Here is a 15949-nt window from a genome sequence, read left to right on the forward strand (position 1 = left end):
TTGTTCAGCAGTTTCATCTCCTTTGTTAAAATTCTGCATTGTTGGGCGTTCTCGGAAATGGAATAACATCCCGTATGTTGGTCATCCCGGTTACAAATAGTACAAGACGTTCGAAACCTACACCAAAGCCAGCATGTGGAGCAGATCCAAAACGGCGGGTGTCTAAAAACCAATCCATCTCTTCTTCTGGAATACCGACTTCAGCCATACGTGTGAGCAGTTTATCCAGATTTTCTTCTCGTTGTGAACCGCCAACCATCTCTCCGATACCAGGAAACAAAATATCCATAGCACGTACTGTATGGCGGCCTTGTGCGTCGGGTTCATTCTGCTTCATGTAGAACGACTTAATCTCACGTGGATAATCAGTCAGAATTACCGGTTTTTTATAATGTTTTTCTACCAAATAGCGTTCGTGTTCCGATTGCAAATCTGCGCCCCATTCCTCAATAAGGTATTTAAATTGCTTCTTCTGATTGGGTTTGCTGCGTTTCAGGATTTCGATAGCCTCTGTGTAAGTAACGCGTTCAAAATCGTTTTCGATAACGAAGTTCAGTTTTTCAATTAAGTTCATTTCAGAACGCTGCTGTTGCGGTTTTGATTTCTCTTCCTCCAACAGACGGTTGTTCAATAGCTCGATTTCTTCTGGACAGGTGTCTAACGCATATTTGATAACATATTTCAACAGATCTTCCGCTAGATCCATGTTATCGTCCAACTCATAAAAAGCCATTTCCGGCTCAATCATCCAAAACTCAGCCAAGTGGCGGGTCGTATTCGAGTTTTCTGCTCGAAAAGTGGGGCCAAAAGTATAAATATTACCTAACGCCATTGCCGCAAGTTCTCCTTCCAATTGGCCGGATACGGTTAGATTAGTCTGTTTGCCGAAAAAATCCTCTTTGAAATCTACTTCGCCAGATTCGGTGCGGGGAGGATTGTTCAGATCTAACGTTGTTACCTGGAACATTTCGCCGGCGCCCTCGGCATCCGAGCCCGTAATAATAGGGGTATGCATATACACGAAATCCCGTTCGTTGAAGAATTTGTGTACGGCAAATGAGAGTGCATTTCGGATTTTAAATATGGCACTGAATGTTCCCGTACGAAAACGTAAATGCGCTATTTCCCTTAAAAATTCCAAACTGTGCTTTTTCGGTTGTAATGGATATTTTTCAGGATCGGAATCACCCAAAATGGTCAACTCATTAACTTTAATTTCTACGCGTTGCCCTTTTCCTAAAGATTCGATAAGTTGGCCTTTTACGCGTACGGCAGCCCCTGTGGTTACTCTTTTTAGCAAGCTCTCATCCGTATTCTCGAAATCTACAACAGCTTGTATATTATTGATGGATGAACCGTCGTTAATAGCTATAAATTGGTTGTTACGAAAAGTCCGTACCCAACCTTTTACAATGACTTCCTTGCCAAATTCTTCTGACTTCAATAACTCTTTTACACGTGTATGTTCCATTTTCTTAATAGTATTTCTCTTCATTTTTTTCTTGATAAAAAAACGAAGCAAAAAAATCAAGGCTTAGTATGTTTTCGCTACCTTTACTTGCCTCTTCCTAAACGGAATAGTCTACGTAAAGCTGGCCGCAAAAAAACACAAGGCCGTTTAAACCGCGTCATCACTTACCTTACTGGTCACATTTATTTACGCAATACACACGACCAGTTTGTCTTTCAGTACGCATTGCACGATCCCTTCCTTTAACCTATAATGTCGCCTCAAAAATTTTGAAAATGTAGAAACTGCTTTTTTTTGCACTTTCCATCCCATCAAAATTTTTCAGCGACGCTTTTTTCGTTCTTTTTTCTAAAAAAAGAACATAAAAAATATTTTATCAAAAAAGCCGGTTTTCAAAAGGAAACCGGCTTTTTATACTATAATCCTGACTATCCTTTCAGTACTTTCGTTACTAATTCCGCCGCTTCTTTCAATAAAATAGCAGAATAAACTTGTAAGCCAGACTCATCGATTAATTTTTTGGCTTCTGCTGCGTTTGTTCCTTGAAGACGGACAATAATAGGTACTGGAATATTTCCAATTTCCTGATACGCATCAATTACCCCTTGTGCAACGCGATCACAACGAACGATACCACCGAAGATATTAATCAAAATAGCCTTAACGTTCGGATCTTTCAAAATGATGTTGAAACCGGCCTTTACGGTCTCTGCATTTGCTGTACCACCCACGTCCAAGAAATTTGCTGGTTCACCACCGGCAAGTTTAATGATATCCATAGTAGCCATAGCTAAACCAGCACCATTTACCATACAACCTACGTTACCATCCAATTTCACATAGTTCAAATTCGATTGGCCAGCTTCAACCTCCGTAGGGTCTTCTTCTGCTAGGTCACGTAAAGCAGCATAATCTGCGTGGCGGTATAATGCGTTCTCGTCAAAATTAACTTTCGCATCTACAGCTAAAATTTTGTCGTCAGACGTTTTCAACACTGGGTTGATTTCAAATAATGCAGCGTCAATCGTGTCGTAGGCCTTATACAGGGCGGCAATAAATTTTACCATTTCCTTCTGTGCGGCACCGGACAAACCTAAGTTGAAGGCAATTTTACGAGCTTGGAAACCTTGTATGCCAACTTTAGGGTCGATTTCTTCTTTGAAAATTAGGTGTGGTGTTTTTTCCGCAACCTCTTCAATGTCCATGCCACCTTCGGTAGAATACATGATGATGTTACGTCCTTTTGCACGGTCTAATAAGACAGAAACATAAAATTCTTTGACTTCACTCTCTCCAGGATAATACACATCCTGTGCAACCAAAACTTTGTTTACTTTTTTTCCTTCTGGCCCTGTTTGTGGAGTAACCAATTGCATGCCAATGATATCTGTTGCCCGTTGCAACACCTCGTCATGGTTTTTTGCTAATTTCACGCCGCCACCTTTACCGCGACCACCGGCATGGATTTGTGCTTTTACAACCACCCAGTCCGAGTTAAAATCTTGTTTTAATGTCTGTGCAGCTTCAACAGCTTGCTCAGGAGTTTCTGCAAGGATTCCTTCTTGAACTCTTACGCCAAAACTTTTAAGTATTTCTTTTGCTTGATATTCGTGAATGTTCATCTTAAAAAATTTGTCGTAAAATTATGATTTTTAAATGGAAAGGGCAAGTAATCTTTTCCCCCTTTTTTCATGTAATTGTTTTTTCTTCCAGGGTGATGAAGCGGCCATGATTTAAATATAATGGAAAGTGATTTTCGAAAATCATGGCGGTTTCTTACCTTCGCATTATGATATTGGATGCTACCCAAATATATAAGTCTTTCGGTCAGTTACCGATTCTGCGCGGAGTAGACCTCTCTGTGGATAGGGGAGAGATTGTTTCGATCGTTGGTGCATCGGGAGCGGGAAAAAGCACCTTATTACATATTGTCGGTACGCTAGACAGGCCGGATAACGGGCGTGTGGTTATTGATGGAATCGATGTAAACGCACTGAGTGAAAAGAAAATGAGTTTATTCCGTAATAAACATATTGGTTTCGTTTTTCAATTTCATCATCTGTTGCCGGAATTTACAGCTCTTGAAAATGTCTGCATTCCAGCTTTTATTAACCGCGTCGAAAAAAAAGAAGCGGAAGCACGCGGAATGGAGCTTTTGGAGCGACTGGGGGTTGAACATCGCGCGCAACACAAACCATCGGAAATGTCTGGAGGAGAGCAACAAAGGGTTTCGGTGGCTCGTGCGCTGGTTAATAATCCTTCCTTAATTCTTGCAGACGAGCCGTCCGGTAACCTCGATTCAGAGAATGCGGCTTCGTTACATCAGTTGTTTTTTGATTTACGTGCGTCCCTCGGTCAGACTTTTATCATCGTTACGCATAATGAAGAACTGGCAAGCATCTCGGATAGAACGGTGCACATGCGTGATGGACAGATTCTTTAAAATAAATAATGGATACTATTTTAATCACTTTTGGTACGCGGCCCCTTGCTCAACGTGTGGGCAGGTTATTGTCGTCGCGTTATGAAGTTGCTTATGCCACTTCAGAAGCCTTCCCTGATCTGCTGTTGAAGCAAAACTATTTTCGAATACCGATGGCGGCAACACCCACCTTTGCGCATGAAATATTAAAGCTATGTTTGGATAGCGGTTGTAGGATGATACTTCCGTTGGGTAAAAAGGAACTGCAACCGCTACACGAAGCCCGAATTTTATTGGAAGAATACGGGATAGTTGTTTTATTACCACGTAATTTGGAATATTGTTTTATGCTCGAGAGTCCGTCAGGAGAAATACATGTAGTGGAAGCGGGAAAAGATATGTTGACAGGGGATCAGCTATGCCATGACCATTTTTCGGGCGTGGCGATGTTGTCCGACTCCAGTGATGAACCGATACTTTGTTTAGTGTAGATGATGATAAATAACGATATAGTCTCTTTTGATAAATTGGTTTATGTCTTTGAAATCGATGATGTTTTATATCCGAAGCAGGATTATCTATTGCAGGTCTATTATTTGTTTTCCAATTTCGTAGAATATACGGAAGGACGGTCGATAGCGAAAGAAATGGTAGACTATATGAAGAAAACTTTTGAGGATCTAGGAGAGCATGAAGTACTGCCAAAGACGATTATGTATTTTGGGTTAAATGAAGCGTATCTTGAAAACTTTGAAAGGCTGAAAGCCAATGCACACCTCCCTTTGAAGCTAATTTTGACAGATAATATTAAAAAAATATTGTTATCTTTATTCGAACAGGGAAAGCAAGTGGGTATATTAACAGATGGGAATCCTGTAGAGCAACTAAATAAACTGAAGCACATCGATTGGCAAGAGCTAGCTAGATTTTTGCCTTCATTAAAAGTGTTTTTTATACGTGAATTGATATTTCGTAATATCAATCCTATTGATTTTCTTAAAGAGGAGTATCAGGTTTCTGCCGATGAAATTTCGATCTTTAAGGAGGAGAGTTTGAAATTTTGATGGATTGTTTTTGTCAAAGGAAAAGATATGAAGAAAAAACCGGCAACGATAAAGGAAATTGCTCGTAGACTGAAAATATCGCCGTCCACGGTGTCGCGTGCACTTAATGATCATCCGAGCATTGGTTTGGTAACAACAATGCGCGTAAAAAAGGTGGCCGAAGAACTTAATTATGAACCTAATCAGACGGCGATATTTTTTAAACAACGACGCACATTCACCATCGGCGTCATTCTTCCAAGTCTTTCCGAACCTTTCTTCTCCTCTGCGATTAGTGAAATTGAAAAAGTGGCAGTGGAGCATGAATACACTGTGCTTATGGGACAGTCGCATGACGATGCTGCGCGTGAATTAAAAATTCTAAAAACGTTTAGAAAACACCGCGTGGACGGTATTCTGATGTCGCTTGGTAAAAATACAGAAGACTTGAGTTTTATCAAGATGTTAGCGGATGCAGAAGTGCCGATTGTTTTCTTTGACTGCGTGCCGAGCATTGATGGGGTTAATAAAGTATATAGCGATCTTTCGACAGGTATGCGCGAAGCGGTTCAATCGTTTGCTTCCTTAGGGCATAAGAATATAGCGTTGATTAACGGTCCGAGAAATTTACTGGCATCCCAAGAACGAGCAGCAGCGTATAAAAAGGCGCTGAAAAGTGAAAATCTGGAATACAGCGAACGTTATGAAGTTGATACCGACTTAACGGAACAGGGTAATATCGCGGCGATCGACAAATTATTGACGTTGTCAGAACGCCCATCGGCCATTGTGTCTTTTAACGATTTTGTCACCCTAGATGTGATAAAACATGTACGACAAAAAGGACTGGTGCAAAAGAAAGACGTTTTTTTTATTAGCTATGCTAATTATCCTTTATGGAAATATATGGAAAATCCGCCGATGGGAAGCATCGAACAATATCCAGACAAACAGGCTCGTAAAGCGGCTGAAATTCTGTTTAAACATATTGGAACAACAGAGGGGGAACAGGAACCGGAAACGGTTATTTTTAAATCGAAGTTAGTGTTAAAATAAAGAAGCGAGGTATATGCCTCGCTTCTTTATTTTATAAATGAATTACTTCGTCATAGGCCGCCGCCGCAGCTTCCATAATAGCCTCACTCATTGTCGGGTGTGGATGAACAGCTTTGATCATCTCGTGTCCTGTAGTTTCTAGTTTTCGGGCAACAACAATTTCTGCAATCATTTCCGTTACGTTGGCACCTATCATATGTGCTCCGAGAAGCTCTCCGTATTTCGCGTCAAAAATTAATTTGACAAACCCGTCTTTAGCACCTGCAGCCGAAGCCTTACCAGATGCCGAAAACGGGAATTTTCCCACTTTAAGTTCGTAACCAGCTTCTTTCGCCGCTTTTTCCGTATAACCGACAGATGCAATCTCTGGCGAGCAGTAAGTACATCCCGGTATGTTATTGTAGTCAATAGGGTCTACATGTAGGCCTTTTATTTTCTCTACACACGTTATACCTTCAGCAGAAGCAACGTGCGCCAAGGCCTGGCCTTTTACGATATCACCGATAGCGTATACGCCGTTGATATTGGTTTGGTAAAAATCGTCGACCACCACGCGGCCTTTATCGGTTTTTACACCCACTTCTTCTAATCCTAAATTTTCAATATTTGGTGTGATACCTACTGCAGAAAGAACAACTTCAGCTTCAATAGTTTCTGTCCCTTTTGCGGTTTTGATCGAAACTTTTGATAACGCACCTTTTGTGTCCACCGATTGAACCTCTGATTTGGTCATAATATCGATGCCTACTTTTTTTAACGATTTTTCAAGCTGTTTCGATACCTCTTCGTCTTCTACGGGCACTATTCTGTCCATGAATTCGACAATGGTTACTTTGGTGCCGATCGCGTTATAGAAATAGGCAAACTCAACACCAATAGCTCCCGATCCAACAACAACCAACGATTTAGGTTGTTCAGGAAGATTCATGGCCTGACGATAACCGATGATCTTCTTGCCATCTTGAGGTAGGTTCGGTAATTCACGTGAGCGGGCGCCTGTGGCTAATATAGTGTGTTTAGCGCCGTATTCTTTTGAAGAACCATCGGCGCCTTTTACTTCTATCTTACCACCTTTTTTTATTTTTGCGGCACCCATAATGACATCAATTTTGTTCTTTTTCATCAAGAACTGGATGCCTTTACTCATACCATCAGCAACGCCACGACTCCGTTTTACGATCGCAGAAAAGTCTGCTTCGCCCCCTTGCACTTTAATGCCATATTCCTCAGCATGATTTAAATACTCAAATACTTGTGCACTTTTCAAGAGAGCTTTGGTGGGTATACAGCCCCAGTTTAAACAGATGCCACCTAATGCTTCGCGTTCTACAATCGCTGTTTTAAAACCTAATTGAGATGCACGGATAGCAGCAACATATCCTCCCGGACCACTACCGATTACTATGATATCGTAGTTCATAATGTGTATTTGTTTTTACGCGTATTCATTGCACATGAGGCATTCCGAGTACGCATTTAATTTAAACGTTTTATAGTAAAAGATCTTGCTCGCTTTGCGAACGTTCCAAAAATACATATTTTTTTCATATGTATATAACTTGTTCTTTACCGGCCATATGGAATATTCAGTTATGTTATGCGTGTTCTTGTCATGAATCCGTGGATATTTCCGCTGTATATCATGTTGTCTTCTTTAAGATGTGGAAGCTATCGTGTCAGCATTTGGTCAATAGATGATTAAAATATAGGGCGATTGGAGTTTAGAACGTATGTTTGCGAAAACTTTTAATTGTTCATTATGCTACGTATTTTTCAGCAAATTGCCTTGTGGGAGGCTGTCTCCACTGTCATTCTTTTTTTTGTCGCTATGCCCTTAAAATATCTAGCCGATATACCTGAGGCCGTTCGTATTGCCGGCTCTATTCACGGTTTTCTTGTGGTATTGTTTGTTGTTTTGCTCGTGATGTGCTGGAATGAATATAAATGGCCGTTTAGCCGAGTAATAAAATATTTCTTGGTATCCTTGATTCCTGTTGTTTCCTTTTGGGTAGAGCGGGATGTTAAACGCCAGATCCACACACAAAAGACGACCGGTAGTTCACTTTAGCCTTGTTGTTTGTCCGGAAAGGAGTCGATGCTCATGTAAGCATAGGTAATCTCTGTCTTTCCGTGTGGTACAGGATTGCCATCCTTGTCCAGATTGACGAATACAAGCTTGTCGATCGAAAGTATAGTTTTTCGGGTAATCTTGTTGCGGACCTCACATCGCATGGTGATGGATGTCGTGCCGAAATTTGTAGCCGTAATGCCCATTTCTATAATATCGCCCTGCTTGGCGGAACTAACAAAATTGATTTCGGAAATGTACTTTGTGACAACATGCGGGTTGCTCAATTGTACAATCGCATAGATGACGGCTTCTTCATCTATCCAACTTAACAACCTGCCACCGAACAGGGAACCGTTGGGGTTAAGGTCTTCGGGCTTTACCCATTTTCTAGTGTGAAAATTCATAATGTTATTCTTCATTAAGAAAGGCAAGATCGGTGATCTTGCCTTTTATTATTTAAGCGTGGATGGCTCGGTTTGCCGTTGCGGCCAACGCCGCTTCTTTTATTGCTTCCGTAAACGTAGGATGTGCGTGGCATATTCGGCCTATATCTTCAGCAGATGCGCGGTATTCCATCGCTACCACCGCCTCTGCGATCATGTCAGCTGCTCGGGGCCCAATCATATGTACACCCAATACCTCATCAGTAGCGAGATCTGCTAACACTTTGATGAATCCATCCGTGTCTCCCGAAGCTTTCGCTCGTCCCGATGCTTTAAAAGAGAAGGAACCTGTTTTATATTTTACACCGGCTTCTTTCAATTGTTCTTCTGTTTTTCCGACAGAGGCCACCTCAGGCCAGGTATATACTACACCTGGTATCAGATTATAGTCTATATGGGGCTTTTGTCCAACAATATGTTCTGCTACATAGACACCCTCATCTTCTGCTTTATGAGCAAGCATGGCGCCTTTTATGACATCACCGATTGCGTAAACACCTTCCACAGCTGTTTCTAGATGCTCATTCACCGGGATCTTATTTCCTCGTTCTTCCGTTTTGATGCCAATATTTTCTAAGCCGAGACCTTCGGTATACGCGGTTCTTCCCACGGCAACAATACAATAGTCGCCTTCTAAAGAAACTGTTTCGCCTTTAGGGTTTTCCGCAGTAACGGTCACTTTTTTGCCCTTTGCGGTAGCGCCCGTAACTTTGTGTCCTAAGAAGAACTCGACACCTAAGTTTTTCTTTAAGACACGCTGTAATTCCTTTCCTAACCCTCCATCCATTGTTCCGATGATGGATTTCTCATATTCGACAACGGATACTTTTGCACCCAAACGTGCATAAACAGATCCCAGCTCCAAACCGATTACACCACCGCCAATAACGATAAGATGTTTCGGAACTTCTTGAAGATTCAATGCTTCCGTTGATGTGATGATGCGCTTTTTATCAATTGGTAAGAAAGGCAGGGCTGTAGGTTTTGACCCTGTTGCGATGATTACATTTTTTGCTTTTAGTTCGGTTGAGCTACCATCGTTTTGGACGACTTTAATGGTGTTTTTATCCAGAAAAGATCCAACGCCTTCGTAAGTATCTATTTTGTTTTTCTTAAAAAGAAACGTAATACCCGCCGTGTTTTGCGATATGACATCGTTTTTACGCGCCATCATCTTTTTTACATCGATCTTAAGATTGGTCAATCCGATACCATGTGTCTCAAAACTGTGGGCGGCGTTGTGATAATGCTCTGAGCTGTCTAATAACGCTTTAGAAGGAATACATCCAACGTTTAGACACGTGCCTCCAAAAGTGCTATATTTCTCGATTACAGCCGTTTTTAGTCCAAGCTGCGCACAGCGAATAGCGCTTACATATCCACCGGGACCGCTTCCTATAACGATTACGTCGTATTGCATAAAAAATAGTATTGTAGTTTCGACCTCAAAGTTAACGATTTAAATAGATTTAATGACATTTTAATGCGTAAATAAAAAGCATTTACCTGGGGGTAAATGCTTCTCGATTTGTAACACATTTTATAAAATGTAAAATCGCTTATTCGGCGACAATCTTACCTTGCATCACCCCGAAATGTCCGGGAAAACTACAGATGAATGTGTATACACCCTTTTCTAAGGTAAACGTAATTTTATCCTCTTCGCCTGGTCCTAATAATTTCGTGTGGGCAACGACAGAACTCAACGATGTTTTGGGAATGTAATCATTATCTGCAGCGGCAACTGCCTCTGCGCCAAAGGTCGCCACGTCTACACCTGGAGCCAATATCACGAAGTTGTGACCCATAGATTCTTTGGGTAATTCACCTACATTTTTTAGGGTTAGTTCAACTTCCTCGCCTGCTTTTACCCGTAAAAGCTCGGTGTTAAATTTCATTTGGTCATTACCTTCTACAACAGGCTTATTGGATAATTCCACGTTTTCAATTCCAGGAACCGTTTCTGTAGACGTGCTTCCTGCGTCAGCTGTCGTTGTTTCTTCGGTTGTAGTCGAATCGCTCTTATTTTCGGAACCGCCACAAGCTGTGAATGCCAAGGCGACAGCAATTGCTGGAAAAACAAATAATTTTTTCATTTTAAAGAAGTTAAATATATATTTATTGTATATGCTTTTAAACAAAAATAGCCAATATTCTTTTATAATCAAGATATCACCCCCTTTTTAAGATAAGTTTAGCATTTTTATGATATAAGTCTCCCTTCATTTCTTACAGCTTGTCTATATAGGATGATACCGATCATGGTAGATGTTTTTGAGCGCATAATCTCGCCTCGTATCTAACGCTATGGAAGTCGTTAGCTGTGCGATATTTTAGATTCGATTTAACTTTGGGGAAGATAAGCTCTTGGTCTAGGGTGTTTTATTGTCAATTAGGTTGCAGAAAATGCAAAATAAAATAATACCTTTAAGGAATTACTTTAATGAATATAATATATGGAACCTGAAATTAGCTTAATTTTAATTATCGTAGGGGGAGTCGTCGCTTTTTTTGTATTGATGTATTTACTACCGGTAAATCTGTGGTTTACGGCCCAACTTTCCAATGTAAAAATTAGTCTTTTAAATTTAGTATTGATGCGCTTGCGGAAGGTGCCACCATCGTTGGTAAGCAATGCGATGATCACATCAACAAAAGCGGGTTTGCGCATTTCTACCAATGACATCGAAACGCATTATTTGGCCGGAGGAAATGTGAATAAAGTAATCAAAGCCCTTATATCTGCTGATAAAGCGAATATTCCGCTTGATTTTAAGTTAGCGACGGCTATTGATCTTGCCGGTCGGGATGTTTTTGATGCGGTGCAACTGTCTGTCAATCCGCAGGTTATTAATACTCCGCCTGTTGCGGCTGTTGCAAAGGATGGTATACAACTCATTGCGAAAGCCAGAGTGACGGTACGGGCCAATATCAATCAATTGGTTGGTGGAGCAGGAGAGGAAACAATATTAGCTCGGGTAGGGGAAGGAATTGTGACCACGATTGGTTCTTCGACGAACCATAAAGAGGTATTAGAAAATCCAGACCGAATATCCAAAACGGTCTTATCCAAAGGACTGGACTCGGGAACAGCGTTTGAGATTTTATCCATCGATATCGCCGATATCGATATCGGCGAAAACGTGGGCGCGAAATTACAAACAGACCAAGCGGAAGCAGATTTAAAAGTAGCCAATGCGCGGGCGGAAGAACGTCGTGCGATGGCTGTGGCTACGGAGCAGGAAATGCGTGCCAAGGCACAAGAAGCAAAAGCAAAAGTAATTGAAGCGGAATCGCAGGTTCCACTGGCCATGGCCGAGGCTTTCCGAAATGGAAATCTGGGCTTGATGGATTATTATAAAATGCAGAACATACAAGCTGATACGGATATGCGTTCTTCCATTTCTAAACCGCCATCGGGTGAAAAGGGAAAATCGTAGAAAAAATACGACAACAAAGTTGTTCTTAAAACAAAACCCTGACGATGGGCGTCAGGGTTTGCTACTAACCAATTATAAACCTAAATTATGAAAAGACAATTTTAATACTGTAATCGTTATTTGCTCATTGATTACAATACAAAAGTACGTCGAAAAATGGGATTTGTCAAGCGTATTTCGCTTATAGTTGTGTTTGCAATCAATATGTGACAAACTTTTGATGATATGACTTTTTTAGATAAGGTTTTGACTTATATTAATTAGCAATTTATGGTTTTACAACAGTTCGCCAACGTTAAAGTTCTTTTTCTAGATGTCGATGGCGTACTTACGGATGGTTCTGTCCTTGTTACGGAACAAGGAGAGCAACTACGACGTTTTTCTATTAAAGATGGATACGCTATACAGTTGGCGGTAAAATGTGGACTTCGGATTTGTATAATCAGTGGTGGAAACTCGCAGGGGGTATTACACCGCTTGCGTGGCCTTGGTGTGCAGGACGTGTATCTTGGTGTTTCCGATAAATTAGCCGTTATGCAGGAAGTCGCTCTTCGCTACGGTGTGGTGTTAGCCGAAGTCGCGTTTATGGGAGATGATATGCCGGATGTAGCGTGTATGCGACAAGCGGCTTTGCGCTTATGCCCGCAAGATGCTGTCGAAGAAGTAAAAGCAGTGGCACATTATATCTCCCCCAAGAAAGGTGGCGAGGGGTGTGTTCGCGATGTCATCGAAAAGATTTTGAAACTGCAAAAAAAGTGGCATGATCACGATAAAGTTAGAAGTATCTAGATGTTACTAAATAAATTCAAAAATATCCCCATCATCTTAGGTTCCCAATCGCCTCGGCGGAAAGAACTATTGCAAAAAATGGGGTTTGATTTTCAGGTTGTTGTTAAGGAAACGGACGAACATTTCGATCCGCAGCAAACACCACAAGAGATAGTCGAGCATATTGCCATTGACAAAATTCAAGGCTTCGATAGCATTTCATTCTATGACACCCTTGTTATTACAGCGGATACAGTTGTTGTTTGTGGAGGTAGTATCTTAGGGAAGCCCCATGATCAGAAAGAAGCATTTCAAACGCTGCATAAATTGCAAGGGGGGGATCATCGGGTACTAACAGCTGTGGCATTGCGCTACCAAGGAAATCTACATTGTTTTATGGAGGAAACGCAAGTAACATTTTATCCCTTATCGGAGCAAGAAATTTTCTTTTATCTGGAAAATTATCAGCCGTTTGATAAAGCAGGCTCTTATGGTATACAGGAATGGATCGGGTTTATTGGTGTAAAATCGATTCAGGGCTCGTATGAAAATGTGGTAGGATTACCAACGGCGCGACTATATCAAGAAATGAAAAAATTAGTATAGGGGCAGAATTTTGCCCCTATACGATTATTTAATGGTGTACCGCACGCCTGTGTAGAACATTCGTCCGGTTATCGGACCCCACAACAAGTTGGTGTCAAAGTGATTCCCGAAAGGTTCTTCAAATGCTAGAATCGGATCTTTCTGATAGAAATCTGTCAAGTTTTCTCCACCAAGATAAATGGTGAAGTTTTTGTCTGCACCGAAGCTTTTGCTGATTTGTGCATTCATGGTGACATAGGCATCAGAATAGGTCGCCAGTTGATATTCGGCTGGGTTGTCTAAGGTGGAAGGCAGCCGTTTTTTACCTACTACATTTAAGGTATAATCAAAACTCCATCCACTATGTAGGTTGTATGCCATATTGACGAAACCCCTGTGCTTGGCCGTCAATGGTTTCTGTTGACGTCCGTTTTGATAATCTGTTTGTACGTCTAATAATCTATAAGCCATCCTGGTTTCAAAGTGCTGAATGGGCATGAATCTAAATTCGGCTTGTAAGCTATTGGAGTAAGATTTGCCATCCAGATTATAGAAGGATACCGTTCTGGGGTTCTCCCAGTCTACAACCACTTGATTGGTGAAATTGTTGTGAAAAAGCTCTAGGGACATCCCCGATTCTCTACCAAACAACCTAAAGTCTTGATCAAAAGTAAGTCCGGTGTTCCAAGATACCTCTGGTTTTAGTCCATAAGCTGTACCATCATTATTGGCCAGTTGGGGGTAGTTTATAGCACGGCTTGATGCGAATATACCCAGATTTTCCGCAAATATGTTGGCGGTACGTTGCCCTCTTCCGGAGCTCAAGCGGATGGTAGTCGTATTGGTGGGCGCATAGCGAAGTACCGCTCTTGGTGTCGTAAACCAGCCGTAAATGCTGTTGTAATCTTGACGGAGACCTAATACGGCGTCGAATTTCTCGCTAGGTGTATAGGTGTACTCTAGGAACGCGCCCGAAACTGTCTCTGTGCGATTAAAGTCGTGTTGGAGGATATGCTCGTTGTATTTATCGTACGACATGGAGAGCCCGGTTCTGTACTTATGATTTACATTGCCGATAACATCCTGATAAAGCAAGTTGGCATATCCGCTATTTTGCTCATTGTCATAGGTCGTTAAACCAAAAAAACTATTCTGGCGAAAATGTGCCCCGGATAATTGTAAACCGATGCTGCGTAATTTATTCCCGGGGAAAACATAACCAATTTTTGCAAAACCTTCTACACGATCAATATCGAATCCTAATCCGTAACGATTCGTGGTTAACTTGTCGGTTTTTTTATCAAAATCGATTTCCCCCCCCGTCCGGTCGTCACTTAAATACTTGATGCCGAATTGGGCGATTAAACCTTTGCCATCTTCATAATGCCACCTGTTTATACCCGAAAATGTGTTGCCCACAGGCATGTCTCGAAATCCGTTATTGCTGAAATTCATGTTTTTGTTGTACATGAAATTGTCATGCAATAAGAGGCCTACAGACCATTTATCGTTTATTTTTTGTGCCAGATTTAAATTGACGTCCGTACGCCCCATATTGTTGGCATAAGCATTGAAATAGAGTCGATCTGTTTGGTGTGGTTTTTTTAATTCCACATTGATCTGTCCCGACATGCTTTCGAATCCATTCGCGACAGAACCCATACCTTTACTAATCTGTATGGCTTCAATCCACGGCCCGGCCATGCTGTTTAATCCCAACGGAGAGGCAAAGCCACGAGGGCCGGGTAGATTTTCCACCGTTAATTGTGTGTAGATGCCACTTAAACCTAGTAGCTGCACTTGCTTAGCGCCTGTTACTGCGTCACTCGCGACAACATCTACGGAGGCGTTCGTCTCGAAACTTTCACTGAGATCGCAACAAGCAGCCTTAAACAGTTCCCTTGCCGTAATCGTTTCTACCCGATTGGCGTTCAATTTATCTACATAGGCGGTACGTTGTCTTCTGGAAACAACTACTTCTCCTAGAACATTATCTTTTGCGTGGATGACCAAAATCTCGTGTAGATTTTTTACTTCGACGGTATCGGGCAGCATACCCGCGTAGCTCACGACGAGATTTTTATAGCCTTTTTCATGTTTGATATCAAACACACCCTCTTCGTTGCTTTGTTTTTGTGCAGTTTTATCTTCGAGCCAATAGACGTTTACACCTGGAATAGGTGTTAGATCGCCGCGATTATTTTCTTGTACCACAACACCGCGAACGATATGTTCGTGATCATGGTGGTCATGATCGTCATCATGCCCCTGACTACTTTTTTCTTCATCGAGGCGGTCGTACAGACAACATTGATGGAGCTCTTCATAAACTTCTTGTTTTGCTCGCGTTTCATCTGTATCATGTCCAGCATCGGCAATCGACTGCTTGATGTTTTTCGAAGAGGTAACATTTGGAGTAAAGACGACGGTTGCCATACCATTTTCTATATTCCAAGTCGCTTGCGAAACGCCGTTGATTTTCGCTGCTTTCTCAATCCGTTGTTTACACATCGCGCAATTTCCCGCTACTTCAAATGTAATCGTACTATCTTGCTGTGCAAAACTAAAGGTATATATGCTGATAAAGAGTAAGGTAACTAGCCCCTTATATAATCTGTTCATTTTATTTCTTTATGTGATTCCTGTTAAT

The 15949-nt window shown here is 41.5% G+C and carries 15 protein-coding genes; 8 read left to right on the forward strand and 7 right to left on the reverse strand.

Going from position 1 to position 15949, the window contains the following annotated elements:
• Positions 1-25: 25 nt before the first annotated feature.
• Both asnS and sucC read right to left on the reverse strand, forming a co-directional pair.
• Positions 26-1471, reverse strand: coding sequence for an asparagine--tRNA ligase (asnS, locus tag H8B17_RS04750; RefSeq protein WP_190308358.1), 1446 nt, complete (start codon positions 1469-1471; stop codon positions 26-28).
• Between the two features lie 428 nt (positions 1472-1899).
• Positions 1900-3093 carry an ADP-forming succinate--CoA ligase subunit beta gene (sucC, locus tag H8B17_RS04755; RefSeq protein ID WP_190307985.1) on the reverse strand — a complete coding sequence of 398 codons (1194 nt, stop codon included), beginning with the start codon at positions 3091-3093 and terminating at the stop codon, positions 1900-1902.
• A gap of 167 nt (positions 3094-3260) precedes the next feature.
• Between sucC and H8B17_RS04760 the strand changes: the two genes are divergently transcribed.
• The 4 genes from H8B17_RS04760 to H8B17_RS04775 are packed head-to-tail and all read left to right on the forward strand — an operon-like array spanning position 3261 to position 5992.
• A complete protein-coding gene (locus tag H8B17_RS04760; protein WP_223816400.1) occupies positions 3261-3914 on the forward strand; it encodes an ABC transporter ATP-binding protein in 654 nt (217 codons plus the stop codon).
• Between the two features lie 8 nt (positions 3915-3922).
• A complete protein-coding gene (locus tag H8B17_RS04765) occupies positions 3923-4384 on the forward strand; it encodes an ATP-grasp domain-containing protein (RefSeq protein ID WP_190307986.1) in 462 nt (153 codons plus the stop codon).
• On the forward strand, positions 4385-4957 hold the full coding sequence (locus H8B17_RS04770) for an HAD hydrolase-like protein (protein WP_223816369.1): 573 nt from the start codon (positions 4385-4387) through the stop codon (positions 4955-4957).
• Between the two features lie 27 nt (positions 4958-4984).
• Entirely contained in the window at positions 4985-5992 is a 1008-nt protein-coding gene (locus tag H8B17_RS04775; RefSeq protein WP_190307987.1) for a LacI family DNA-binding transcriptional regulator, read from the forward strand.
• Positions 5993-6023: 31 nt separating this feature from the next.
• On the opposite strand, the gene lpdA (H8B17_RS04780) is transcribed toward H8B17_RS04775, so the two are convergent.
• A complete protein-coding gene (lpdA, locus tag H8B17_RS04780; protein WP_190307988.1) occupies positions 6024-7412 on the reverse strand; it encodes a dihydrolipoyl dehydrogenase in 1389 nt (462 codons plus the stop codon).
• A 339-nt stretch (positions 7413-7751) separates the two neighbouring features.
• On the opposite strand from lpdA (H8B17_RS04780), the gene H8B17_RS04785 reads away from it, so the two are divergent.
• Complete coding sequence (locus H8B17_RS04785) at positions 7752-8060, forward strand: DUF3817 domain-containing protein (protein WP_190307989.1); 309 nt, start codon at positions 7752-7754, stop codon at positions 8058-8060.
• Here H8B17_RS04785 and H8B17_RS04790 read toward each other — a convergent pair.
• The 3 genes from H8B17_RS04790 to H8B17_RS04800 all read right to left on the reverse strand — a co-directional run bounded on the left by H8B17_RS04790 (position 8057) and on the right by H8B17_RS04800 (position 10602).
• Positions 8057-8467 (reverse strand): acyl-CoA thioesterase, encoded by a 411-nt coding sequence (locus tag H8B17_RS04790; RefSeq protein ID WP_190307990.1) that lies wholly within the window; start codon positions 8465-8467, stop codon positions 8057-8059. The two genes, H8B17_RS04785 and H8B17_RS04790, sit on opposite strands and share 4 nt — an antisense overlap.
• Positions 8468-8519: 52 nt before the next feature.
• On the reverse strand, positions 8520-9926 hold the full coding sequence (lpdA, locus tag H8B17_RS04795; protein WP_190307991.1) for a dihydrolipoyl dehydrogenase: 1407 nt from the start codon (positions 9924-9926) through the stop codon (positions 8520-8522).
• 139 nt (positions 9927-10065) lie between these two features.
• Positions 10066-10602 carry a plastocyanin/azurin family copper-binding protein gene (locus tag H8B17_RS04800; protein WP_190307992.1) on the reverse strand — a complete coding sequence of 179 codons (537 nt, stop codon included), beginning with the start codon at positions 10600-10602 and terminating at the stop codon, positions 10066-10068.
• Positions 10603-10962: 360 nt separating this feature from the next.
• On the opposite strand from H8B17_RS04800, the gene floA reads away from it, so the two are divergent.
• The 3 genes from floA to H8B17_RS04815 all read left to right on the forward strand — a co-directional run bounded on the left by floA (position 10963) and on the right by H8B17_RS04815 (position 13320).
• The gene (floA, locus tag H8B17_RS04805; protein ID WP_190307993.1) at positions 10963-11946 is read left to right on the forward strand and encodes a flotillin-like protein FloA; all 984 of its coding nucleotides are present in this window, start codon (positions 10963-10965) and stop codon (positions 11944-11946) included.
• A 270-nt stretch (positions 11947-12216) separates the two neighbouring features.
• On the forward strand, positions 12217-12735 hold the full coding sequence (locus tag H8B17_RS04810) for a KdsC family phosphatase (protein ID WP_190307994.1): 519 nt from the start codon (positions 12217-12219) through the stop codon (positions 12733-12735).
• A complete protein-coding gene (locus H8B17_RS04815) occupies positions 12736-13320 on the forward strand; it encodes a Maf family protein (RefSeq protein WP_190307995.1) in 585 nt (194 codons plus the stop codon).
• Between the two features lie 24 nt (positions 13321-13344).
• Here H8B17_RS04815 and H8B17_RS04820 read toward each other — a convergent pair whose 3' ends face one another.
• Positions 13345-15921, reverse strand: a complete 2577-nt coding sequence (locus H8B17_RS04820; RefSeq protein WP_190307996.1) for a TonB-dependent receptor domain-containing protein — start codon at positions 15919-15921, stop codon at positions 13345-13347.
• Positions 15922-15949 lie beyond the last annotated feature (28 nt).

Source organism: Sphingobacterium arenae, assembly GCF_014692505.1.
Taxonomy (GTDB): domain Bacteria; phylum Bacteroidota; class Bacteroidia; order Sphingobacteriales; family Sphingobacteriaceae; genus Sphingobacterium; species Sphingobacterium arenae.

Excerpts from the sequence above, each read along its gene's own strand:
- H8B17_RS04820 (WP_190307996.1), bottom strand. The coding sequence starts at position 15,921 with ATGAACAGATTATATAAGGGGCTAGTTACCTTACTCTTTATCAGCATA.
- H8B17_RS04800 (WP_190307992.1), bottom strand. The coding sequence starts at position 10,602 with ATGAAAAAATTATTTGTTTTTCCAGCAATTGCTGTCGCCTTGGCATTC.
- H8B17_RS04765 (WP_190307986.1), top strand. The coding sequence starts at position 3,923 with ATGGATACTATTTTAATCACTTTTGGTACGCGGCCCCTTGCTCAACGT.
- H8B17_RS04810 (WP_190307994.1), top strand. The coding sequence starts at position 12,217 with ATGGTTTTACAACAGTTCGCCAACGTTAAAGTTCTTTTTCTAGATGTC.
- H8B17_RS04775 (WP_190307987.1), top strand. The coding sequence starts at position 4,985 with ATGAAGAAAAAACCGGCAACGATAAAGGAAATTGCTCGTAGACTGAAA.
- floA (WP_190307993.1), top strand. The coding sequence starts at position 10,963 with ATGGAACCTGAAATTAGCTTAATTTTAATTATCGTAGGGGGAGTCGTC.
- H8B17_RS04790 (WP_190307990.1), bottom strand. The coding sequence starts at position 8,467 with ATGAATTTTCACACTAGAAAATGGGTAAAGCCCGAAGACCTTAACCCC.
- H8B17_RS04785 (WP_190307989.1), top strand. The coding sequence starts at position 7,752 with ATGCTACGTATTTTTCAGCAAATTGCCTTGTGGGAGGCTGTCTCCACT.
- H8B17_RS04815 (WP_190307995.1), top strand. The coding sequence starts at position 12,736 with ATGTTACTAAATAAATTCAAAAATATCCCCATCATCTTAGGTTCCCAA.
- lpdA (WP_190307991.1), bottom strand. The coding sequence starts at position 9,926 with ATGCAATACGACGTAATCGTTATAGGAAGCGGTCCCGGTGGATATGTA.
- sucC (WP_190307985.1), bottom strand. The coding sequence starts at position 3,093 with ATGAACATTCACGAATATCAAGCAAAAGAAATACTTAAAAGTTTTGGC.
- asnS (WP_190308358.1), bottom strand. The coding sequence starts at position 1,471 with ATGGAACATACACGTGTAAAAGAGTTATTGAAGTCAGAAGAATTTGGC.
- lpdA (WP_190307988.1), bottom strand. The coding sequence starts at position 7,412 with ATGAACTACGATATCATAGTAATCGGTAGTGGTCCGGGAGGATATGTT.
- H8B17_RS04760 (WP_223816400.1), top strand. The coding sequence starts at position 3,261 with ATGATATTGGATGCTACCCAAATATATAAGTCTTTCGGTCAGTTACCG.
- H8B17_RS04770 (WP_223816369.1), top strand. The coding sequence starts at position 4,385 with ATGATGATAAATAACGATATAGTCTCTTTTGATAAATTGGTTTATGTC.